Source organism: Planotetraspora phitsanulokensis (assembly GCF_016863295.1).
Classification (GTDB): domain Bacteria; phylum Actinomycetota; class Actinomycetes; order Streptosporangiales; family Streptosporangiaceae; genus Planotetraspora; species Planotetraspora phitsanulokensis.
On record NZ_BOOP01000032.1, the window covers coordinates 95,398 to 117,306 of the forward strand.

23 protein-coding genes are annotated in these 21,909 nt (G+C 70.0%); 14 read left to right on the plus strand and 9 right to left on the minus strand.

The genetic code is table 11. The features are described 5' to 3' along the window. Position 1 precedes the first annotated feature (1 nt). Together Pph01_RS31770 and Pph01_RS31775 are read right to left on the minus strand one after the other, a co-directional pair. Positions 2–1,057, minus strand: coding sequence for an aldo/keto reductase (locus tag Pph01_RS31770; RefSeq protein WP_204076872.1), 1,056 nt, complete (start codon positions 1,055–1,057; stop codon positions 2–4). A 157-nt stretch (positions 1,058–1,214) separates the two neighbouring features. Next, complete coding sequence (locus Pph01_RS31775) at positions 1,215–1,628, minus strand: VOC family protein (protein WP_204076873.1); 414 nt, start codon at positions 1,626–1,628, stop codon at positions 1,215–1,217. 239 nt (positions 1,629–1,867) lie between these two features. Between Pph01_RS31775 and Pph01_RS31780 the strand changes: the two genes are divergently transcribed. The 3 genes from Pph01_RS31780 (at position 1,868) to Pph01_RS31790 (ending at position 6,072) form a co-directional block, all read left to right on the plus strand. Continuing rightward, positions 1,868–3,034, plus strand: a complete 1,167-nt coding sequence (locus Pph01_RS31780; RefSeq protein ID WP_204076874.1) for an EfeM/EfeO family lipoprotein — start codon at positions 1,868–1,870, stop codon at positions 3,032–3,034. Next, positions 3,031–4,260: an iron uptake transporter deferrochelatase/peroxidase subunit gene (gene efeB, locus Pph01_RS31785; protein WP_239117162.1), complete on the plus strand. Its 1,230-nt coding sequence runs from the start codon at positions 3,031–3,033 to the stop codon at positions 4,258–4,260. The genes Pph01_RS31780 and efeB overlap by 4 nt, the downstream gene beginning before the upstream one ends. 150 nt (positions 4,261–4,410) lie before the next feature. Next, on the plus strand, positions 4,411–6,072 hold the full coding sequence (locus Pph01_RS31790; RefSeq protein ID WP_204076875.1) for a phospholipase C: 1,662 nt from the start codon (positions 4,411–4,413) through the stop codon (positions 6,070–6,072). Between the two features lie 93 nt (positions 6,073–6,165). On the opposite strand, the gene Pph01_RS31795 is transcribed toward Pph01_RS31790, so the two are convergent. Next, on the minus strand, positions 6,166–7,362 hold the full coding sequence (locus Pph01_RS31795; RefSeq protein WP_204076876.1) for a hypothetical protein: 1,197 nt from the start codon (positions 7,360–7,362) through the stop codon (positions 6,166–6,168). Next, positions 7,359–7,841: a SigE family RNA polymerase sigma factor gene (locus Pph01_RS31800; protein ID WP_204076877.1), complete on the minus strand. Its 483-nt coding sequence runs from the start codon at positions 7,839–7,841 to the stop codon at positions 7,359–7,361. Before Pph01_RS31800 ends, Pph01_RS31795 begins: the two co-directional genes overlap by 4 nt. Positions 7,842–7,962: 121 nt before the next feature. Between Pph01_RS31800 and Pph01_RS31805 the strand changes: the two genes are divergently transcribed. The 4 genes from Pph01_RS31805 to Pph01_RS31820 all read left to right on the plus strand — a co-directional run bounded on the left by Pph01_RS31805 (position 7,963) and on the right by Pph01_RS31820 (position 10,922). Continuing rightward, a complete protein-coding gene (locus Pph01_RS31805) occupies positions 7,963–9,207 on the plus strand; it encodes a sensor histidine kinase (protein WP_204076878.1) in 1,245 nt (414 codons plus the stop codon). Then, entirely contained in the window at positions 9,198–9,839 is a 642-nt protein-coding gene (locus tag Pph01_RS31810; RefSeq protein ID WP_203886482.1) for a response regulator, read from the plus strand. The genes Pph01_RS31805 and Pph01_RS31810 overlap by 10 nt, the downstream gene beginning before the upstream one ends. 13 nt (positions 9,840–9,852) lie before the next feature. Continuing rightward, positions 9,853–10,380 (plus strand): hypothetical protein, encoded by a 528-nt coding sequence (locus Pph01_RS31815; RefSeq protein WP_204076879.1) that lies wholly within the window; start codon positions 9,853–9,855, stop codon positions 10,378–10,380. 140 nt (positions 10,381–10,520) lie between these two features. After that, the gene (locus tag Pph01_RS31820; RefSeq protein WP_204076880.1) at positions 10,521–10,922 is read left to right on the plus strand and encodes an SRPBCC family protein; all 402 of its coding nucleotides are present in this window, start codon (positions 10,521–10,523) and stop codon (positions 10,920–10,922) included. 14 nt (positions 10,923–10,936) lie between these two features. On the opposite strand, the gene Pph01_RS31825 is transcribed toward Pph01_RS31820, so the two are convergent. From Pph01_RS31825 to Pph01_RS31835, 3 genes are all read right to left on the minus strand, one after another. Continuing rightward, a complete protein-coding gene (locus Pph01_RS31825) occupies positions 10,937–11,146 on the minus strand; it encodes a hypothetical protein (RefSeq protein ID WP_204076881.1) in 210 nt (69 codons plus the stop codon). A 4-nt stretch (positions 11,147–11,150) separates the two neighbouring features. After that, positions 11,151–12,071 (minus strand): TIGR03620 family F420-dependent LLM class oxidoreductase, encoded by a 921-nt coding sequence (locus Pph01_RS31830; protein WP_204076882.1) that lies wholly within the window; start codon positions 12,069–12,071, stop codon positions 11,151–11,153. 123 nt (positions 12,072–12,194) lie between these two features. Beyond that, positions 12,195–13,028, minus strand: coding sequence for an aldo/keto reductase (locus tag Pph01_RS31835; RefSeq protein ID WP_204076883.1), 834 nt, complete (start codon positions 13,026–13,028; stop codon positions 12,195–12,197). 197 nt (positions 13,029–13,225) lie between these two features. On the opposite strand from Pph01_RS31835, the gene Pph01_RS31840 reads away from it, so the two are divergent. The 7 genes from Pph01_RS31840 (at position 13,226) to Pph01_RS31870 (ending at position 19,131) form a co-directional block, all read left to right on the plus strand. Then, positions 13,226–13,795 carry a COG4315 family predicted lipoprotein gene (locus Pph01_RS31840; RefSeq protein WP_204076884.1) on the plus strand — a complete coding sequence of 190 codons (570 nt, stop codon included), beginning with the start codon at positions 13,226–13,228 and terminating at the stop codon, positions 13,793–13,795. A gap of 246 nt (positions 13,796–14,041) precedes the next feature. Then, on the plus strand, positions 14,042–14,512 hold the full coding sequence (locus tag Pph01_RS31845) for a GAF domain-containing protein (protein ID WP_204076885.1): 471 nt from the start codon (positions 14,042–14,044) through the stop codon (positions 14,510–14,512). A gap of 65 nt (positions 14,513–14,577) precedes the next feature. Then, positions 14,578–15,306, plus strand: a complete 729-nt coding sequence (locus Pph01_RS31850) for a GAF and ANTAR domain-containing protein (RefSeq protein ID WP_204076886.1) — start codon at positions 14,578–14,580, stop codon at positions 15,304–15,306. A 13-nt stretch (positions 15,307–15,319) separates the two neighbouring features. Then, on the plus strand, positions 15,320–15,640 hold the full coding sequence (locus Pph01_RS31855; protein WP_204076887.1) for an STAS domain-containing protein: 321 nt from the start codon (positions 15,320–15,322) through the stop codon (positions 15,638–15,640). Between the two features lie 22 nt (positions 15,641–15,662). Further along, a complete protein-coding gene (locus Pph01_RS31860; protein WP_204076888.1) occupies positions 15,663–16,715 on the plus strand; it encodes a quinone-dependent dihydroorotate dehydrogenase in 1,053 nt (350 codons plus the stop codon). A gap of 44 nt (positions 16,716–16,759) precedes the next feature. Further along, a complete protein-coding gene (locus Pph01_RS31865; RefSeq protein ID WP_204076889.1) occupies positions 16,760–16,963 on the plus strand; it encodes a heavy-metal-associated domain-containing protein in 204 nt (67 codons plus the stop codon). Between the two features lie 32 nt (positions 16,964–16,995). Then, positions 16,996–19,131, plus strand: coding sequence for a heavy metal translocating P-type ATPase (locus Pph01_RS31870; protein ID WP_204076890.1), 2,136 nt, complete (start codon positions 16,996–16,998; stop codon positions 19,129–19,131). A 68-nt stretch (positions 19,132–19,199) separates the two neighbouring features. Here the strand turns inward: Pph01_RS31870 and Pph01_RS31875 are convergent, their stop codons facing one another. Next, the gene (locus Pph01_RS31875) at positions 19,200–20,834 is read right to left on the minus strand and encodes a beta-N-acetylhexosaminidase (RefSeq protein ID WP_204076891.1); all 1,635 of its coding nucleotides are present in this window, start codon (positions 20,832–20,834) and stop codon (positions 19,200–19,202) included. Between the two features lie 187 nt (positions 20,835–21,021). Beyond that, the gene (locus Pph01_RS31880) at positions 21,022–21,888 is read right to left on the minus strand and encodes an N-acetylmuramoyl-L-alanine amidase (RefSeq protein ID WP_204076892.1); all 867 of its coding nucleotides are present in this window, start codon (positions 21,886–21,888) and stop codon (positions 21,022–21,024) included. Between the last annotated feature and the right edge of the window lie 21 nt (positions 21,889–21,909).

Below are 21,909 nucleotides of genomic sequence, written 5' to 3' on the forward strand. Positions count from 1 at the left end.
ATCACGCTACCGGCACGGCCGGCAGATCGAAGCGCCGCCGGTCGCCGCCGAGCATGACGTCGAGCATGCCCTCGTTCACCTCGTACGGAACACCCGCGGGAACGGCGCTGACCCGGTCGAGCAGGGAGTACTGCGCGTCGGACAGGCCGACCTCCAAGGCGCCCAGGTAGTCCTCGAGCTGCTTCACGCTCCGCGGGCCGATGATCGGCACATACGCGGTGGTGGAACGGCGGCCCCGCTCGAGCAGCCAGGCCACCGACACCTGCGAGGGCGAGGCGCCGATCTCCTCCGCGACCGCCAGGACGGCGTCGATGACGGCGGTCTTCTGGGCGTTGTCCTCGCTGTGGATGAGCCGGCCCCAGTCGGTCAGCCGGCCCTCCGCGCTCACGCGGTACTTTCCGGTCAGGAGGCCGCCGCCGAGCGGTGACCACTGCGCGACCCCCAGCCCGAGCGCGTCGGCCATGGGGAGCAGTTCACGCTCCGGGGTCCGCTCGACCAGGCTGTACTCCACCTGGATCCCGGCCACCGGCGCCCAGCCGCGCAGGTCCGCGATCGCCGCGGCGTGGGACACCCGCCAGGCGGGGAAGTTCGAAAGGCCGAAGTGCAGGATCTTCCCGGCGCTGACCAGGTCGTCGAGCCCCCGAAGGATCTCCTCGATCGGCGTCACCGAGTCGGGGAAGTGCACCCAGTAGAGGTCGAGGTAGTCGGTGCCCAGCCGCCGGAGGCTGGCCTCCACCGACCGGAACATGTTCTTGCGGCCGTTGCCGGTGAAGGAGACGCCGCCCGAGGTGCCCGTTCCCGAGGTGTACTTCGACGCGAGGACGAAGCGTTCCCGGTCCGTGGCGAGGAACTCGCCCAGCAGTTTCTCCGACTCGCCGAGCTGATAGACGTCCGCGGTGTCGATCAGCGTGCCGCCCGCCTCGGCGAACCTCTCGAAGATCGCCTTCGCGTCGTCCCGTCCGGCGCCGGTGCCCCAGCCGGTACCGAAGTTGCCGGTGCCCAGGCCGTACTCCGAGACGCGCAGTCCCGTGCTGCGGCCGAAAGTTGTGTACCTCATCACGAACCTCCTGCGAGCTGGCTTTCATAATCCAAGTTAGGTTACTTGCATGATGAAAGCAAGTCATGCGAGCTGAACCGCCTAGCGCCTCGCAGGCCCGGGAGGTCACCGGCGGGCCGAGCCTCGCCACGGCCCGCCGAGCAGACCTACGCGGCTGTCAGGTGGCCTGGTCGTCGGCGGGACGTTCCTGGAGAACCCAGCCGTTGCCGTCCGGGTCGCTGAAGAAGACGAACGCGTTCCACCTGCCGCCGTGACCGTCGGCCAGGGCGCCGTCCGCGCCGAAGTGCTGCACCGGGCTGACCGCGACGCCGCGCTCGGCCAGTTGAGCCCGGGCCGCCTCGATGTCCGGGACGACGATTTGGACTCCTTGCACCGAACCCGGCGGCATGCCCGAGTTCACGCCCAGGACGATCGAGCACGCCGAACCGGGCGGGGTCAGTTGGACGAAACGCGTCCCGGGTCCGGCCTGGGTGTCGTGGTCGACGGCGAAGCCGACCTGCTCGCCGTAGAAGCTCTTCGCCCGGTCGATGTCGGACACGGGGATGGGGACGACTTCGAGTTTCCAGTCCATGGGGGCCCTTTCTCGGGGTCGGATGGACGCGGTCGTTTTCACACTTCCATCCGGAGCGCGCCCGTGAGGGGAAACGGGCGGTTCAGGCTCCGCGCTACCTGCTGACCTGCTGTGAGGATAGGGAACGGCAGATGAGAAGTTCGTGAACAAGGCACCTTATGGACCTCGTTATGACTTCTGCGGTAGTTCGCGTGACTAACCTATTTCTGCCCTTTCAGGCGATACGTAAGGTGAGATCAGTGCACGTCAGGCGGGCGAGCGCGGTGATCGCATCGTCGCTCTTCCTCGTGGCCGGATGTTCCGACTCCGGTGTCAAAGCGGCCGCCCCCTCCACGCCGGCGGCCGGCTCTCCCATTCAGATTTCGACGAGCCACTGTGGCCAGGGGTGGACGCATCCCGCTGCGGGCCTGCAGACGTTGACGTTGACCAATACCGGCACCGTGGCCGCGGACGCCTACGTCATCGACGTGCCGGGTGGCGCTGTCTACGGCGAGCTCGAAGGGCTCGCGCCCGGCGTCACGAGACCCCTGGCGATCATGCTCGGCCAGGGCACCTACGCGATCAGGTGCCAGCCCGAGGACGGCGACCCGCTCGTCGGCCCGTCCGTCCGCATCGGCGGAACCGGCACGTCCGGTCCCGCGGCCGTCCCGGTCACCTACAACGACCTGTACGGTCCGACGAAGCAGTACCAGGAGTACGTCGCCGGAGGCGTGAAGACGCTGCTCGCCAAGACCAGGACGCTGACGTCCGCGGTCGACAGGGGCGACGTCAAGGCCGCGAAGAAGGCATGGCTGCCCGCCCACCTCGCCTACGAGAAGCTGGGTGCGGCCTACGACACCTTCGGCGACTTCGGCGACGCGATCGACGGCCTTCCCGTCGGCCTGCCGAAGGGCGTGCACGACCCCGACTTCGCCGGCTTCCACCGGGTGGAGTACGGCCTGTGGCACGGCGAGTCCGTGTCCTCGTTGCGTAAGCTCGCCGACCGGCTGCTCAAGGACGTCAAGGGGCTCAAGGCCGACCTTCCCAACGAGGACATGGAGCCCGGCGACCTCCCGCTGCGCGCGCACGAGATCATGGAGAACACCCTCCAGTTCGAGCTCACCGAGAAGGCCGACCAGGGCAGCGGCACCTCGCTGGCCACCGCGTCGGCGAACCTCGAGGGCACCCGCGAGGCCGTCGACCTGCTGCGGCCGCTGCTCCAGTCGCGCTACACCGGGCTGAAGCAGCTGGACGCGCAGCTCGACCGGGTCCAGAAGCTGCTCGACGCGCGGAAGCACGGCGACTCCTGGACGCCCGTCGCGAGCCTCGACACGTCGGATCGCGAGTCCATCAACGGCGCCGTCGGCGAACTGCTCGAGCGCCTGGCCCCCATCGCCACCATCTGCTACCCGAGGCGGACCTCATGAGCGGCTACGACCGCAGAATGTTCCTTCGCGGCGCCCTCGCGACCGGGATCGCCGGGACCGTGGCCGGAGCGGCCGCGGAGAGGGCGTCCGCGGACTCCTCTCCGGCCCCGGCGGCCGGTGCGCCGCCGATCCCTCCGTTCCACGGCCCCCACCAGGCCGGAATCCTCAGTGCCCCGAGACGGCGGACGATCGTCGCCGCCTTCGACGTGCTCGCGGAAGGGCGCGGTGAACTCGCCGACCTGTTCCACACCGTGACCGACCGGGCGCGCCTGCTCACGGGAGGGGGAGTCACCCCGCAGGTGGGCATCACCGCGCCGCCGGCCGACTCCGGCATCCTCGGTCCGGACGTGCCGGGCGGAGGGCTGATGGTGACGCTGGGCGTCGGCGCCTCGTTGTTCGACGACCGGTACGGCCTGGCCGCACTCAAGCCGGCCAGGCTGACGACGATGCCGATGTTCCCGAACGACGACCTCGACCCCGCGTGGTGTCACGGCGACGTGAGCCTGCAGCTCGAGGCGGATGACGACGACACCCTGCTGCACGCGCTGCGCGACATCGCCCGTCACACCCGCGGCGGCATGCAGGTCCGCTGGCGCATGAACGGCTTCACCAGCCCGCCCCGGCCGACCGGCACGCAGCGGAACCTCCTGGGGTTCAAGGACGGCATCGCCAACCCGGACACCGCGAAATCCGCCGAGATGGACCGGCTCGTCTGGGTGAGCGGCAAGGCGCCCGAGCCGGCCTGGACGGCGGGGGGCAGCTACCTCGTCGTCCGGCTCATCCGGATGCTCGTGGAGTTCTGGGACCGCGTCGGGCTCGACGAGCAGGAGGAGATGTTCGGCCGTTCCAAGGCCACCGGCGCTCCGCTGGACGGCGCAAGGGAACAGGACATCCCGCAGTACCACCTGGACCCCGAGGGCAACGTCATCCCGCTCACCAGCCACATCCGGCGAGCCAACCCGCGGACGGCCGAGACCGACGCCGGCCGGATTCTGCGGCGGGGCTTCAACTACGACAGGGGCATGGACCCCGTCGGCGACCTCGACGTGGGCCTGATCTTCACCTGCTACCAGCAGGACCTGCGGCGTCAGTTCGAGGCCACCCAGAAGCGCCTGGAGGACGAGCCGCTCGTCGACTACATCTCGCCGTTCGGCGGAGGCTATTTCTTCGCCCTCCCTGGCGTACAGGATGCTTCCAGGTCATTTGGAGGTTTTATAGAGGTTTGACGGTTTTCAGATGGTGTTTAGGTTGGCGTCACCTTTTTGCGGGATAAGCGTCGACCGCCTCCGATGACATTTCCGTAGGCACCATGGGGGCGTTGTGCCTCTGGTGCCATCCGGGCTGAACCTGGCCCGGCATCGTCAGTAGGAGGCATTGTGGGCATTCGCCCAGACAAGAAGAAGACGCTGCGCTGGTCCTCGGTAGCGGCCGGCGTGGTGGCCGCCGGGGCCCTGGTCGTCACGACCATGACCCCCGGCTCCGCCGCCACCGGCACGGCGGCGCCCAAGACGAACACGGCTCCGGTCGTGCTGTTCAAGAACGACGCGAAGACCACGACCCCCATCAAGCACGTCGTGGTGCTGTTCGACGAGAACGTGTCGTTCGACCACTACTTCGGCACGTACCCGAACGCGGCCAATACCGACGGCACCACGTTCAAGGCCGACAAGCACACGCCGTCCGTCGACGGGCTGACCAGCAAGCTGCTGACCAAGAACCCGAACCTGTACAACCCGAAGCGCCTGACCCACGAGCAGGCCCTCACGTGCAGCCAGGACCACGGGTACGGCCACGAGCAGCTCGCCTACAACGGCGGCAAGATGGACCAGTTCGTCCAGCACACCGAGCACAACACCTGCACCGGCCAGCCGGTCATCTACGGTGCGCCCGGCCTGGTCATGGACTACTACGACGGCAACACCGTCACCGGTATGTGGAACTACGCTCAGCACTACGCGATGAGCGACAACTCCTACAACACCAACTTCGGTCCGTCGACCCCCGGTGCACTGAACCTCATCTCCGGCAACACGAGCGGCGTCTATGCGGTCGACCCGGTGAAGCACACGGCGGTCACCGACGCGAGCGTGGTGTCGTCCCCCAACGAGGTCGGCGCCGGCACGGTCATCAACGACCCCGACCCCGCGTTCGACGACTGCTCGGACAACAACCACACCTCGAAGAACAACCTCGCGGCGGCGACGGGCCCGAACGTCGGTGACCTGCTCAACCGCAACCACGTGACGTGGGGCTGGTTCCAGGGCGGCTTCAAGCCGACCGACGCCTCCGGCGCCTACGTGGTGTGCGGTGCGACGCACCAGAACATCGGCGGCAACTCGGTCGTCGACTACAGCCCGCACCACTCGCCGTTCCAGTACTACCAGTCGACGGCGAACCCGAAGCACCTGGCGCCGTCCTCGGTCGCGGCGATCGGCCACACCGACCAGGCCAACCACAACTACGACCTGACCGACTTCGACGCCGCCCTCGACGCGGGCAACCTGCCGGCGGTCAGCTTCCTCAAGGCCGGCGCGTACCAGGACGGTCACCCGGGCAACTCCGACCCGCTGGACGAGCAGACCTTCGTGGTCAACACGATCAACAAGATCCAGAAGTCCAAGTTCTGGGACTCGACGGCGATCGTCATCGCCTACGACGACTCCGACGGCTGGTACGACCACAAGGCCGCCCCGATCGTCAACGGCTCCGCCGACCCGGCCCAGGACAGCGCCGCCCTCTGCGGCGACGCCAAGGTCGCCGGCGGCTACGAGGACCGTTGCGGCTACGGCCCGCGGACGCCGCTGCTCGTGATCTCGCCCTACAGCAAGGTCAACCACGTCGACCACACCCTGACCGACCAGACCTCGGTGCTGCGGTTCATCGAGGACAACTGGAACCTCGGCAAGATCGGCGACTCGTCCTACGACGGGCGCGCCGGTTCGCTCAAGGGCATGTTCGACTTCGGCCGGCCGAAGGCGGACACCGTCATCCTCAACCCCACCACGGGTGCGGTGGCCTCGATCGCCCACAACAAGTGATCTTCTGAGGAAGCTCACCTGAGCGAAGGGCCCGCACCCGTCCCGGTGCGGGCCCTTCCGCTTTCCCTGGCCGGCCGTGCGCGGCCTCCGCGCTCAGCCGTCCACGGCGAGCATGTTGAGCACCCCCTGCCTGCCGTGCCCGTCCTCCCAGGAGACCAGCGTCGGGGACGACGTCGGCGCCCATCGGTACTCGCGGGGCGTGCCTATGGTGGCCGTCTTCCCCGTGACCGGGTCGTACAGGCTCCCTCCCGTCTGGATGAAGTGGGAGCCGGCCACCTGAATCATGTACGACGAGAGGCCGGCGACCCGGCTCAGCCCCGATCCGTCCGGGTGCATGACGATGAGGTCGTCCCCCGACCGGCCGGCGCACCAGGAGAACGTGCAGTGCAGGCCCTTCACGCCCGGTGGAGGCACGATGTCGTGCTTCTCACCTGTCTCCAGGTTGACGAGCCTGGTCTGGTTGCGATCCATGTCCGTGTTGATCGACGACGGGGGTAGATCCGTTGCCCACGGCCACGACGCCAGCCACAGGCCGTCGGTGCCCGCGATCTTCTCGGGGGAGCCTCCGGTGATCGGAATCCGGTACACCCCGCCGGGGAAGGCCGACCAGACGAAGGAGTCCGCGCTGACGCCGTTGGAGGCCACCGAGGTGCCCGTCACCTCGCCGACCTTGATCGCCGGGCCGCCCGCACGGGGCGCGACCCAGAAGTGCGCCACCTTGTTCCCGTCCCGCAGCGTCATGCCGTACCAGCCGATGTAGTCCGTGCCGACCTCGAAGCGCTGCGGGAGGTAGCCCTGGTTCACGGGTATCCGCGTCAGCACGCGCGTTTGTTCCGTCCGTGTGTCGTAGACGTCGATCCGTGTCGTCTTCTCGAACGTCCGCTGGGCGAGGAGGACCACCTCTGTCGGGCTCAGCGCGGCGAGAGGCATGTAACGCGCGCCGTCCCCGGCCTTGGCGGGGACCGTGGACACGGCGTCCGGCCACGCCACCCTGGCGGGCTGGGCCTTCTTGACGGCCGGTCGGTCGGAGATCCGCGTGGACGCGGCCGGAGTGGCCGTGGGCGCCACCTTCTTCGGGTTCGTGGCCGTGGCGCCGTCCCCGCCCCCGCGGAGGACGACCGTTCCGCCGGCCGCGACGATGACGACTCCCGCGAACGCCAGCGCGGCCTGGTAGCGGCGACGCGTCCGCCTTCTTCTACGGCCACGCAGGGCGCCGGCCAGGTCGGCGGGCGGGGTCACCTGGTCGGCGGCCCGCTGGAGGGCCGCCCTCAAGTCCTGTTCTGTTCTCACACTTCCTCCATCAGCGCGGTCTGCCGCTGGACACGAAGCTTGTCGAGGGCACGCGAGGCCTGGCTGCGGACCGTTCCCGGCGAGACGCCGAGGATCCGCGCGATCTCCGTGTCCGGAAGGTCCTCGTAGTAGCGCAGGACCAGCACGGCGCGCTGCCTGCGGGGAAGTCCCTCGAGTTCGGCCCACAGGCCGGCGTCGCCGTCGAACCGCCGGTCGGTGTAGCCGAGGTCGGGTGTCTCGGCCATCAGATGCTCCCGCCGTCGTCGTCGCCACCAGCTGATGTGCTGGCGGACCATGATCGTCCGGACGTACCCCTCGGGATCGTCCTTCCTGATCACCCGGTCCCAGGTGTCTCCCAGGCGCAACAACGCCTCCTGCACCAGGTCGGCGGCGTCGTCCGTGTCGCCGGTGAGGACGAAGCCGTACCGGAACAGGGCGCCCGCCCGTGCCCGGACGAAGTCGTCGAAGGTGTCGTCCATGACATCAGGGACGTCTCGTCACCGGAAAACGTTGCACGGGTCGATGGTGGGGTTTACCCCACCATGAATCGGGATGACCGGCCCATGTCGCCGGGCGGGGCGGATCTCTACCGTTGGAATCATGAGCGCCACCGACCTGAGCACTCCTTGGGACAGGGTCCGCGTCCACTGGTCCGCGCCGACGTGGCTTCGCACCGTCCATGTGGCGACGGGTCTTCCGATCGCGCTCGCCGCCGTCGGGGTGATCGGAGGGCTGGCCGTCGTGTCGGTGGTCCTCTCCTGGACCCTTGTGGCGCCGCTGGTGGCCCTGCCGCTGCTCTTCTGGGCGGTGACGATCTTCACGCGGCTGCAGCGGAGGCGTTTCGCCGCGTACCTGGGCGTGGACATCGCGCCCGTGCCGCGCCCGTCCGCCGGGCGCGATCCGATCCGGAGCATGTTCCGCGACATGCGGTCGAGAGCCGTGTGGCGGCAGATCGCCTACCACGTCGTCGCTCCGATGATCAGTGTGGCCGGGTTCGTCGCGGTGATCGTGGCCTGGTCGGCGTGCGTGGTCGCCGCCGTGCTCGCCCTGCGTCTGTGGCTGGTGGGCAGCGGGTGGACGGGGTCGCTGCTCGCCCTGCTCGCGTTCGCGGTGTTCGTGGCCGTCCCCTGGGTCGTGCAGGGGGTCACCTCGCTCGACGTCGTCGCGGCGGAGGCCCTGCTCGGGCCGAGTCTCAACGAGCAGCTCGCCGAGCGGGTGGAGAGCCTCCAGGAGAGCCGCGCCGAGGTGGTCGAGGCGGCGGACGCCGAGCGGCGCCGGATCGAGCGCGACCTGCACGACGGCACCCAGCAACGGCTTCTCGGCCTGGCCATGAACCTGGGCATGGCCCGGGCCACCCTCACCGATCTTCCCGACGCGGCCAGGGAGGTGATCGCCCAGGCGCACGAGGACTCCAAGCTCGTGCTGAAGGAGTTACGCGACGTCGTCCGTGGCCTCCACCCGGCCGTGCTCAGCGAGGAGGGCCTCGACGCCGCGCTGTCCGGTCTGGCCGCCCGGGCGTCCTTCCCTGTGCGGCTGCACGTCGACGTGACGGAACGCGCCTCGCCCACAGTGGAGGCGGTGGCGTTCTTCGTCGTCTCCGAGGCCCTGACCAACATCTCCAAGCACGCCGGGGCGAGCAGCGCGGAGATCGTCGTACGGCGCGCGGGCGATCGCCTGCGCCTCACCGTCGCCGACGACGGCCGTGGAGGGGCGGAGCCGGGCGCCAGGGGAGGAACGGGACTGCGCGGCCTGCTGCAGAGGGTCGGCTCGATCGACGGCACGCTGCGCATCGACAGTCCCCGGGGCGGTCCCACGAGGATCGAGGCGGAGCTTCCGTGCGCATAGTCCTGGCGGAGGACTCCGTACTGCTCAGAGAGGGACTCGTCCGGTTGCTCGCCGCCGGGGGGATGGACGTGGTCGCGGCGGTCGGCGACGCCGAGGCCCTGCTGCGCGCGGTCGACGACCACGAGCCCGAACTGGTCGTCACCGACGTCCGCATGCCGCCGTCGCACACCGACGAGGGCCTGCGCGCGGCGCTGGTCCTGCGCCGCCAGCGGCCGGAGCTCGCGATCGTCGTCCTGTCCCAGTGGGTCGAGGAGCGCTACGCGAGCCGGCTGCTGTCCACGGCGACCAGCGGCATCGGATACCTGCTCAAGGACCGGGTGGCCGACGTCACCGAGTTCTTCGACGCGCTTCGCAGGGTGGCGGGCGGAGGCACGGCTCTCGATCCCGAGGTGGTCGCCCAGCTTCTCCTGCGCAGGAACAGCGACCCGCTGGAACGGCTGACGCCCCGCGAGCACGAGGTGCTGGCGCTCATCGCGGAGGGCAGGTCGAACGCCGGGATCGCCGAGGCTCTGGTCGTGTCCGAGAGCGCCGTCGGCAAGCACATCAACAACATCTTCACCAAGCTCGACCTGCCCAGCGCCGACAAGGACCATCGCCGGGTCCTGGCCGTACTGCGATTCCTGAAGGTCTGAAAGGCGCGTGCAGATGCGAAGCAAGGTCAGAGCCGCCTGGATCGCCGTCGGCGGGGTGTTCACCGCCCTTGTCGTGGTCGCGATGGCCGTCGCGGTGCTGACGGACATCGAGGTCCAGGCCGACGGCGACCTCGTCAGCGCGTCCTCCGCGTCCCGCCCCGTCGGCCCGACGACCGAGATCACCACGTACGCCTACGAGATCCACACACAGATGATCGTCGTCAGGACGACCGGGAACGTCGAGGTCAAGCTGGAGCCGGGCACGCCCGGACGACTGTCCGTCAAGCGCACGCTCACCTGGGACGAGGCGGGACGCCATTTCGAGGAGGCATGGCGGGACGGCGGCATGCTGAACGCCGAGATGAGCTGTGCGACGGGTTGCCACGCCGAGTACGTCCTGGGCGTGCCGCCGGGCGTCGGCGTCATGGCGGGCGGCCCCTCGGAACTGGTGCCGTGTCCCCGGCCCGTGAACACGGAGATCAGCTGTTCCGTGCCCCCTCCGGGCGGGCCCCGCGCGCCTACGCCTCCACGAGGCCCATGAGGTCGCGCTTCCTCTCCTCCGGGGCGCCGGCCACGATCTGAATCTCTTCTTATATAAGTCAATCCTGAAGATCTAGGCCGGATGGAGTCGCCCTCGGCGGGTAAGGGCGCGGTACGCGCCAGAGTGAGGAGGGCGAACCGATGAGCGAATTCGAGCGGTCGCGCCGGATGCCGGCCTCCGCAGAACAGGTCTTCGAGCAGGCGTCCGACCTCGACCGGCTCGACGAGTGGCTCCCGGGCGACCTGCACGTCCACCCGGAGGAGCTGCCCGCCGTGACCGTCCACGAGGACCGGACCGGACACGACGCCCGTGCGCTGCTCCGGGAGGACCGTGACCAGCTCCGGCTCGAGTGGGGCACCCGTGACGACGACCGCTACGCGGGATGGCTGCAGGTGGCCGGGATCGACGAGCACGGAAGTGAGGCGACGGTCCACCTGTCGTTCTTCGGCAGAGGGCACACGCCGCCCGCCGCCCTCGTGGAGAAGTCCCTCGACGAGAGCCTGGCGCGGCTTGAGGAGCAGGTGCGCGGGCGGACGGCCTGAGCGCGGCTCCCGGCCTACCGCGTTTCCGGCGCTGGTGGGGGCTCCGCCTCCGCCGACGGGCGGGGAGCTTCGGGTAACAACGGGACGAACGACGAGACGCGTGGACCCGCCAGCCCCAGGACCTGACGGATCCACGCCTCGAGGCCCGTCGGGTCCGGCGGGGTGAGGTCGCCGGCCTCGCCGTCCTGGTCGTGCGGCGCCGCCTCCGGCCGTGCCGAGCTCACCGGGTCACCCGACGAGGACGGGGGCGAGCAGGCGCAGGTGCTCGAGTTGCTCCGCGAGGGTGCCGGCGAGTGGTTGGACGCAGACGTGGTCGGCTCCTGCCTGGTGATGTGCGCGGACGCGCTCGCCGATGGTCTCCGGATCCCCTGAGGGGACGACGGCGTCGATGAGCGCGTCGCTGCCTCCCCCCTCGAAGTCGCGATCGGAGAAGCCGAGCTCGCGCAGGTTGTTGAGGTAGTTGGGCATGGACAGATAGGCCGCGGCGTATTTCCGGGCGACGGCCCGGCCGCGTTCGGCGTCGCCGGTCACCACGACGGCCTGCTCGGGGGCGAGGACGGGGTCCGGGCCGAGGACGTCGCGCGCCATCGCGGTGTGCTCCGGGGTGGTGAAGTACGGGTGCGCCCCCTGTGCCCTGGTGCCCGCGAGTTCGAGCATCTTGCGCCGCAGGGCCGCGAGGACCCTCGGCGCGGCCGGCGCCGGCGGCACGCCGAACGAGGCGGAGTCCATGGCGTCGAGGTAGGCCCGCATCGTGGCCACCGGCCTGCCGTAGTCGTGGCCCCGCGTCGTCACCAGTGGTGCGTGGCTCACGCCCAGACCGAGGACGAACCGGTCTCCCCACGCCTCCGCCAGCGTGTTCGCGCCGTTGGCCGTCGCCACCGCGTCACGCGCGTAGATGTTGGCGATGCCGGTGGCGACCTGGAGGCGCCGCGTGGCCGAGAGCAGCAGCGCCGCCTGGGTCAGGGCCTCCCTGCTCACCGGGGTCTCCCCGAACCACAGCGCGCCGTAGCCGAGGTCCTCGATCTCCGCGGCCGCCCGGCGCACGGTCTCCGCGGGCACCGAGGTGAACGAGGCCAGCCACACTCCCGTACGGCCGAGGCGCTGCTTGACGGTGGACGGGCTCGCGGGTCGCGCCGGGCTGTCGGCCATCCGGAGTGCCTCCTTCTTCGTCTGTCGTGCCCGGTCACCGAACCTGCGCCGGGCATCTCAGCATGGCACTGCCGATGCCGCGACGACGGGCAGGGGTGGCCCGTCGGGGGTCCGTGTCGGCGGTCAGAGCATCTCCAGGGGCAGTCCCGCCCGCGGCGGTGGGAACGCCGTGTCCAGCACCAACAGGTCCTCCTCGGCGAGGCGGATCGCGAGTGCGGCGTGGTTCTCGTGCACGTGGGACGGCTTGGACGCCTTGGGTATGGAGATGACGCCGTCGTCCCTGAGCGTCCACGCGAGGGCCACCTGAGCCGGGGTGGCGTCGTGCCGCTCCGCCACCCCGCGGATCGCCGGGTGTCCCAGCAGCCGGCCCTGCTCGACCGGCGAGTAGGCCATGACCGGGATGCCGCGGTCATGGCACCAGGGGGCGAGGTCGAACTCGCATCCGCGCCGGGACAGGTTGTAGAGGATCTGATCGGTCTGTACGGCCGTGCCGCTCGCCAGAGCCACCAGCTCCTCCATGTCGCCGGCGTCGAAGTTGCTCACGCCCCAGTGCCGGATCCGCCCGGACGCGGTGAGCCGGTCGAAGGCCGACAACGTCTCCTCCAGCGGGACCCGTCCCCGCCAGTGCAGCAGGTAGAGGTCGATCCGGTCGGTGCCAAGGCGCCTGAGGCTCTCCTCGCAGGCCGCCACCGTGCCCTCGAGGGTGGCGTGGTGCGGCAGCACCTTGGTGACCAGGAACACCTCGTCGCGGCGGCCGGCGATCGCCTCGCCGATGAGCCGTTCGGACTCGCCCTGGGCGTACATCTCCGCGGTGTCGATCAGCGTCATCCCCAGGTCCAGTCCCACCTGGAGCGCCGCGATCTCCTCCTCCCGCGATGAACGGTTCTCACCCATGTGCCAGGTGCCCTGGCCCAGGGCGGCGACCTCCTCGCCCGCCGGAAGTTCGGCCATGCGCATGACGCCCTCCCCGCCCGACTTCGCGTCAGTCGATGTTCTCCTGTTCCGCCTCCCTTCCCGGCCTGGACGGTGATTGGGCCAGGCATGAGCCAAGACCGGGCAAAGTCATGTCGCTACGGTCCGTGTCGGCGCGACGCTCTATCGTCGCCGCGTGTCTCCTTGGACGCGGTGCCCGCCTATTTCCCTGGAGACCCAAGATGAAGAAACTGCTGTGCGTCGGCGCGGTCATGGCCGGCCTGCTGGCGTCCGGCTGCGGGAGCTCGGACAACTCCTCCAGCCCTGTCGCCGCGGACGAGTACAACGCGTCGCCGACCTCGCCGGCGACGCCGACCGAGGGCGAGACCGGCATGATGTCGCCGGGCTACTCGCCATCCCCGACCTCGCCGATCATGATGGCGCCCACGGGCCCCGCGAAGATCGAGGTAGCGGAAACGAAGCTCGGCAAGGTCCTCGTGGGCCTCGAGGGTCGTACGCTCTACCTCTTCTCGAAGGACAAGGCCGGCACGTCGATGTGCACGGGCGCCTGCGCGACCGCGTGGCCGCCGGCTCTCACACTCGGCGCGCCCACGGCCGGAACGAACGTCAAGCCTGAGCTCCTCAAGACGATCAAGAGGGACGACGGCATGACCCAGGTCACCTACAACGACCACCCGCTGTACTACTACGCCAAGGACGAGAAGGCCGGCGACGTCAAGGGTCAGGACGTCAAGGACTTCGGCGGCGAGTGGTACGCCGTGACGCCGGAAGGTAAGAAGGCCAAGCACTAACCAGGTCCAACCGGCTCGCGGACCGACCCCCTCCCGCGGCCTTCGCCGGACGACTTCACGAACCCGGTCTCCGACCGGTCCGGCTCGGCATCACGACCGCCCCGGAGCGCATCCGCGCTCCGGGGCGGTCGTCGTCGTAGCGTGAAACAAAGTCGGGTTCGCCTCGCCTGTGCCGTCGGCGGCCCACTAGGGTTGTGCTCAATCCGCCCTGTGTCCGCGGCCGTTCTCTCATGGAGATGGCATGTCATGGCACAGGCGCCAGTGGTTCTCGAGAACGTTCTCGTCGGCATGGCCGACCTCTTCGGGGTCGACGGAGCCGCTCTCATGCTGCTCGACGGGCAGGATCGCCTGCGGGCGGTCGGTGCCTCGGACGACGACGGCATCGCGCTGGAATCCGCGCAGGAGTCCGTCGGGGACGGCCCGGCCATAGCGAGCGCGGTCCGCGGCGATCTCGTCGCGATCAACGATCTTCATGCGGCGACCCCGCTGGGATTCCCCCATGTGGCGGCGCACGCCATGCCGGTGCGGGCCGTCATGTCCGTGCCGCTCGTCGAGGACGCGGAACTCATCGGCGTCCTCGACTTCTACGCCCGGATCGGGCGTGAGTGGGGCCCCGCGGCGGTGCAGACGGGCTCGTGTCTGGGTGAGCTCATGGTGATCGTCCTGCGGGTTCTCGCCGAGGGCAGGACTGATTCCTCCCCGTCTGGGCAGGTGTGATGGCCGAGTCGCCAACTCTCCGCGACCGCGCCGGCGCTGAGGTGAGGTTCACGAGAGGAAATGGAATGACCCATATCGATCCGGAGGCGCTTGTCGCCAGTCTGCGCCGTCTGCAGAAGAACACGACGGCGACCGGGATCGTGCAGCACCTCGAGCGCATCGTGCAGGTCGTCGATCGGATCTTCGGATATTCGGGGGCCGGTCTGATGTTCGCCGAGGAGGACCGCACGCTCCGGTACCTCTTCGCGACCGACGAGCGCGGCCGCAGCCTGGAGCACGCGCAGGCGATGACGGGCCAGGGGCCCTGCGTCGCCGCCTACGCCGGGGACACCGAGGTGACCACCGTCGATGTGAGGAGCGATCCGCGCTGGCCCGACCTGCCCGAACTGCTGCACCCCGAGGTGCGGGCGGTGGCGGGCGTCCCCATAAGGCTGGGCGGGGTGCCCGTGGGCACGCTGAACGTCTACCAGGACACTCCGCACGACTGGGAGGACTCCGACGTCCAGGCGCTCCACGCGTACGCGCATGTGATCGAGCAGGTCCTGGTGGCCTCGATCGAGGCGGACGAGAAGGCGGTGCTCGCCGACCAGTTGCAGTATGCGCTCGACTACCGCGTGGTCATCGAGCGCGCCATCGGCTACCTCATGGGCAAGCACGACCTGACGGCCACTCAGGCGTTCACCGGCCTGCGCAAGCAGGCGAGGGACAGCAGGCGGAGAGTCTCCGACCTGGCGGCCGAACTGCTGGGCGAACAGGGCCCGCGTGATGTTGCGAATCCAGATCACGCCGTCTGACGGCGGAATCTCGATGGCGGTCCGGGGCGATCTCGATGCGGAGGGGGCAGGGGAGCTGCGGGTGTGCGTCTCCGAAGCCCTCTGGGCGTACCGCCCCGGGCACATCGACCTCGAGCTGTCGGGTGTCGGCTTCATCGACTGTTCGGGCTGCAGGACGCTGGTCTGGATCCACCAGCGGGCGCGCGGGTGCGGCGGGACGATGACCGTCGTCCGCCCGTCCTCGCTGGTTCTGCGCCTGCTCCGGCTCCTGGAGTTCGATCGTGAGCTGACCATCCGCGGCCTGCCCGAGGACACGACGCCCATGAGCATGGAGGTGAACCCCGGCCTCAACTGACGCGGGCGATAGTCTGGCCGCGATGTATCGATTCGTGTTCACGCAGGTCCTGACCCGCTTCGACGCGGAGGCCGTCCACCATCTGACGATGAGGCTGCTCCGCGTCCTTTCCGCGCTCCCCGTCCTGAAGCAGGTGCTGCACGCCCTGCTCGCCCCGCGCGACCCCTCCCTCAGAGTCGAGGCCTTCGGCGTCCGCTTCCCCGGGCCGCTCGGGCTCGCCGCGGGGTTCGACAAGGACGCCAGGTGCGTCGAGGCGCTCACCGCCTTCGGCTTCGGCCACGTCGAAGTGGGCACGATCACCGCCCGGGCGCAGCCCGGCAACCCCCGGCCCCGGCTCTTCCGGCTCGTGGGCAACCGGGCGATCATCAACCGGATGGGCTTCAACAACGAGGGCGCGGCGGCGGCCGCCGCGCGGCTCCGCAGGCCCCGTGTGATCCCCTCCGTCGTCGGGGTCAACATCGGCAAGACCAAGGTGGTGCCGGAGGCGGAGGCCGTACAGGACTACGTGACCGGCGCCCGGCTGCTCGCGCCTCTCGCGGACTACCTCGTGGTCAACGTGAGTTCGCCGAACACGCCGGGGCTGCGCGACCTGCAGGCGGTCGAGCTGCTGCGGCCTCTGCTGACCGCGGTCAAGGAGGTGGCGGGACGGACCCCGCTGCTGGTGAAGATCGCTCCCGACCTGGCCGACGAGGACGTCGACGCGGTCGCGGAACTCGCCGTGGATCTCGGCCTCGCCGGGATCATCGCGACCAACACCACGATCAGCCGGGCCGGGGTCGCCAGCACCGAGACGGGCGGCCTGTCGGGCCGGCCGCTCAAGGAGCGGTCGCTCGAGGTGCTGAGGCGGCTGCACAAGAAGGTGGGCGACCGGCTGACGATCGTGTCCGTGGGCGGCGTCGAGAGCGCCGACGACGTGTGGGACCGGCTGTGCGCGGGCGCCGGCCTCGTCCAGGGCTACACGGGCCTGATCTACGAGGGCCCGCTGTGGGCGTCGAGGATCCACCGCGAGCTCGCCCGCCGGGTCCGGCGTCAGGGACACACGTCGATCGGCCAGGTCATCGGCACTTCCGCCTGAGGTATGGCATACCCTTGGGGGGTATCTGTACCGGGAGGATGGACATGAGCGTGAAGACCTACACCGTCCAGGGCATGACGTGCGGCCACTGCGTCAGCTCCGTCAAGGAGGAGGTCGGCGAGGTCGCCGGAGTCACCGGCGTGGAGGTCGACCTGGCGAGCGGACGGCTGGACGTCGCCGGTGAGGGAGTCGCCGACGAGGCGGTACGGCTGGCCGTCCAGGAGGCCGGTTACGAGATCGTCGCCTGAGCCGGCTCTCGCGGCCCGGGCCCGGAGGAGACATGACAGCGCGGATCGAGCTCGAGATCGGCGGCATGACCTGCGCCTCCTGCGCGGGCCGGATCGAGCGCAAGCTCAACAAGCTCGACGGCGTGAGCGCGGCGGTCAACTACGCCACGGAGAAGGCCAGCGTGGTCTTCCCCGACCATCTCGACCATCGCGAGCTGATCGCCCAGATCGAGAAGGCGGGCTACTCCGCCGCGCTGCCCGAGACCGAGTCCGCCGCGCCGCCCGACCCGCTGGAGGAGCGCCTGATCCTGTCCCTCCTGCTGGCCGTCCCGGTCATCGCGGTGGGGATGGTCCCGGCGTTCCGGTTCCCCGGATGGGAGTGGTTCTCCCTGACGCTCGCCACGCCCGTCGTCGCGTACGGCGGCCGGCCGTTCCACCGGGCCGCCTGGGTCAACCTCCGGCACGGGGCCGCGACGATGGACACCCTGATCTCCCTGGGCACCCTCGCCGCGTACGCCTGGTCGTGGTGGGCCCTGCTCGCCGGGCCGGCGGGAGGTCACACCTATCTCGAGGTGGCGGCCGGAGTGACGGTGTTCATCCTGGCCGGGCGTCACTTCGAGGCGAGGGCCAGACGCCGCGCGGGAAGCGCGCTGCGCGAGCTGATGGAGCTCGGGGCCAAGGACGTCACGGTGATCCGGCAGGACGCCGAGATCCGCGTCCCGATCGAGTCGCTGCGGGTCGGCGACGAGTTCGTCGTACGGCCCGGCGAGAAGATCGCCACGGACGGCGTCGTCGTCAACGGGGTGTCGGCCGTCGACGCCGGGATGCTCACCGGAGAGTCGGTGCCGGCCGAGGTCGGACCGGGTGACACGGTCTCGGGGGCCACGCTGAACGAGAGCGGACGGCTCGTCGTCCGCGCCACACGGATCGGCGCGGACACCCAGCTCGCCCGCATCGCGGCCCTCGTCGCCGAGGCCCAGTCGGGCAAGGCCGCGGTCCAGCGCCTCGCCGACCGGGTCTCCGGCGTCTTCGTGCCCGTCGTGATCGTGCTGGCGGCCGCCACACTGGTGTCCTGGCTCGCCGCGGGTGCCGGGGCGGTGCACGCCTTCACCGCGGCCGTCGCCGTGCTGATCATCGCCTGCCCGTGCGCGCTCGGCCTGGCGACGCCGACGGCCCTGCTCGTCGGCACGGGCCGTGGCGCGCGGCTCGGCATCCTGATCAGGGGACCCGAGGTGCTCGAACGGGCGCGGAGGATCGACACGGTGGTGCTCGACAAGACCGGGACGGTGACCACCGGCCGCATGTCCCTGACCTCGGTCGTCCCCGCCGGGGGCGAGTCGGCCGAGGACGTGTTGCGGATGGCGGGAGCCGTCGAGCACGCGTCGGAGCATCCCGTCGCCCGGGCCGTCTCCGACGCCGCCCGCGAGGCGGGTCATCGGCTCCCCGCAGTCGACGCGTTCGAGAACATCCCCGGCCTCGGCGTCCGGGGCGTCGTGGAGGGCCGCGTGGTGCTGGCCGGTCGCCGGGCGCTGCTCGCGGGGACCCGGCACCTGCCGCCCGTGATCGAGGAGGCGCTTGCCGCCGCCGAGACCGCGGGAGGAACGGCCGTGGTCGTCGGCTGGGACGGCGTGCCCCGGGGCGTCCTCGTCGTGTCCGACACGATCAAGGAGACGTCGGCGAGAGCCGTACGGGATCTGCGGGATCTCGGGCTCGACCCGATCCTGCTGACCGGGGACAACCGCGCCGCCGCCGACGCCGTGGCGCGGGCCGTGGGCGTCGATCGGGTGATCGCCGAGGTGCTGCCCGCCGACAAGGTCGACGTGGTCAAGCGCCTCCAGGCCGAGGGCCGAGTGGTGGCCATGGTCGGCGACGGGGTCAACGACGCGGCGGCCCTGGCCCAGGCGGACCTGGGGCTCGCCATGGGCACCGGGGCCGACGCGGCGATCGAGGCCGCCGACGTGACCCTCGTGCGTGGCGACCTCCGCGTCGCCGCGGACGCCGTCCGACTGTCTCGCCGGACGCTCAGGACCATCAGAGGCAACCTCTTCTGGGCCTTCGCCTACAACGTGGCCGCGCTCCCGATGGCGGCGGCCGGCTGGCTCAACCCAATGATCGCCGGCGCCGCCATGGCCCTGTCGAGCGCGTTCGTCGTCACCAACAGCCTCCGCCTCCGCCACTTCCACCCGTGATCATGCACAGGCTCGCGCAAACCCCCCGCGACCTGCACCAACCTCTGCCGTGATCATGCACGTACAGGTCACATGCTGGGCCGGGTGGACTCGGCCGAGTGCGTCATCTCGTCGAGGTGGCTCATCACCTCGTGCACGAGCACGACCCCCGGCCGATGCCGGCGCCAGCCCGTCCCGCCTCGCTGCCACGGACGAGGGCCGGCCAGGGGCCGATACTCCACCCCGGCGGCGTCCAGCCGTACGAGATGGGCGTCGAGTCGCTGCAGGAACTCCGCGTGTACGGCAGGCCCACCGGTCCAGGTGATCTCGGCGGCGGCGCAACCGCGGGGCCACGCGCGATAGTCCAGCGTGCGGCTGTCGGGAATGCGCTCGCTCCACAGCTGGAACTGCGCACCGAGCACCCGGCCACGCTCGTCCGGCGTCCACTCGGCGGGTGCCGGGGCGAACTCGGCGACGTCCTCGACGGTGACCGTGTCGCCGATCGCCACGGGCTCCTCCTCAGAGGCGGCTTCGGCGTAGTCGAAGTACATCGGAAAGACGGGCGTGGCGACCACGTCGTGCCCCGCGCTCGCCGCGCGGCGGCCGACGCCCTCGCCGCGCCATGGCATGACGATCGTGTCCTGCCGCAACATGCCGCTGACGAACGCCTCATCCCACACGACGGCACGGCTGCCGCGCTCGGCCAGCACGTCCGCGAGCCGCCTCAGGAACCAGGCGTGCAGGTCGCCGGGCGTCTCCAGGCCGAGTTCCGCCTGGTACGCGCGGATCTCTTGGGACGCCTCCCAGTCGTCCAGCACGCACTCGTCCCCGCCGATGTGGAAGTACGGCACCGAGCCCAGCGCGCCGATGATCTCGTCGAACACCGTGGCCAGGAACTCGACGGTGGCGGGCAGGGGCGACAGGATCGCCGGCGAGACGCCCCAGCGGTCAAGGACGTCGTACGGTTCGCCGGGCTTGGCGCCAAGGGACGGATAGGCGGCCAGGATCGCCGACGCGTGGCCCGGCACGTCGATCTCGGGGACGATCGTGACCGCCCGCGCCCGCGCGTAGGCGGAGATCTCCGCCAGGTCGGTCAGCGTGTAGTACCCGCCGTGTGGCAGTCCGTCGAAGGTGGACTCCTCGCCGAAGGGGCTGGTCGTGGTCTGCGCCCGGTGGGACCCGACCTCGTGCAGCAGCGGGAACGCCCGGCTCTCGACCCGCCACCCCTGGTCGTCGACCAGGTGGAGATGGAGCCGGTTCAGCTTGTGGAGCGCCAGCAGGTCGATCATCCGCAGCACGTCCCGCTTGGGCAGGAAATGCCGGGAGACGTCCATGTGGGCGCCTCGCCAGGAGAAGCCGGGAGCATCCTCGATGCGGCCTGCGGGCAGCGTCCACACGGTTCCGGGCAACCGCGCCGACCGGAACGCGTCGGCGGGCAGAAGCTGCCTCAGCGTCTGCCCTGCGTAGAAGGCGCCCGCCGGACCGCCCGCGACGATCAGCACCGATTCCGTCGTGACGGTGACCCGGTAGGCCTCGTCCCCCAGCTCGGGGTCCTGCTCCACCCGCACCGCCGCCGTCTCGGCCCGTCGCAGGTCCAGTACGGCCAGGGCCGTCCGTACGGAGTCGACGAGATGGGCGGGACCGGAGACGCCGGCGCCCGGCGCGAGCTCGAACGATCCCGGCGCCTTTTCGACCAGCTTGGGGCGGGGAAGCAGGTAATCCATACGCCGAATCATGCCAAACGACCCGGATTGACTTCGCACCGCTCCCTGCATGATCACGCCGAGGAAAGCGCCAGGTCAGAGCGCGTGCGGACGAATCCGCGCATGATCACGACTGGAGAATGCGCAGGTCACGGCGCACATCCACGAATCTGTGCATGATCACGCCGAGGTGCCGGGGAAGAGAGGCTCAGGTGAGGTAGTTCTGGAGGCCTTTGGCGAGGGATTCGGCGATGCGCTGCCGGAACTTGGCGTTCTTGAACTTGGCCGCCTCGCTCGCGTTGCGCATGTTCCCGCACTCGATGAAGACCTTGGGAACGGTCGAAAGGTTGAGGCCGCCGAGGTCCTTACGGTAGTCGAGCGCGTTCTTGCCGATGTAGGTCGAGTACGGCAGGCCCGTCCCCGAGTGGAACGCGTTCCTGACCGCGATGCCGAGCTTCTGGGAGGTGCCCACGACCGGGTCGACCGGGCCGTGGATCTTCTGCGGCATGATCACGTGGAAGCCGTGCGCGCTCGCCGGGGCGCCGTCCCCATGGATGGAGATCGCGGCGTTGGCCTTCGCCTGGTTGCCGATCGCGGCCCTCTGCGTGATACACGGCCCAGCACCGGTGTTGTTCTTGCGGGTGAGCTTCACCGTGGCGCCCTTGGCCTTGAGAATCTTGGCCAGCCGGTTCGAGACGTCCCAGGTGAACGCGGCCTCGGAGTACCCGTCGTTGGTCGACGTCCCCGTGGTGTCACAGGCCTTCCACTGGGTGAGGACGTTCACCTGCTTGTTGATGATCTCGGGATGCTTGAAGTTGCCCCCGTTGTGGCCGGGGTCGATCACGATGACCTTGCCGGAGAGAGGGAGAGGCGTTTTCTTCTTGCTGAGCGGGGCCTTGGAGGACGGGACCGCGGCCGGGGCCGCGTTCTGCTTGGTCACCCCCGTGACCTGGGACGTCGCGGCCACCGGCTCCGTGGCGGCCTTGGCCGTGCCCGAACCCGCCGCGCCGCCGCAGGAGGCGGCTCCCAGTCCGGCCAGGGCGAGAGCTGCGGCGACGAGTAGTCGACTGGTCACGGCAAGATCCCTTCACGAGGT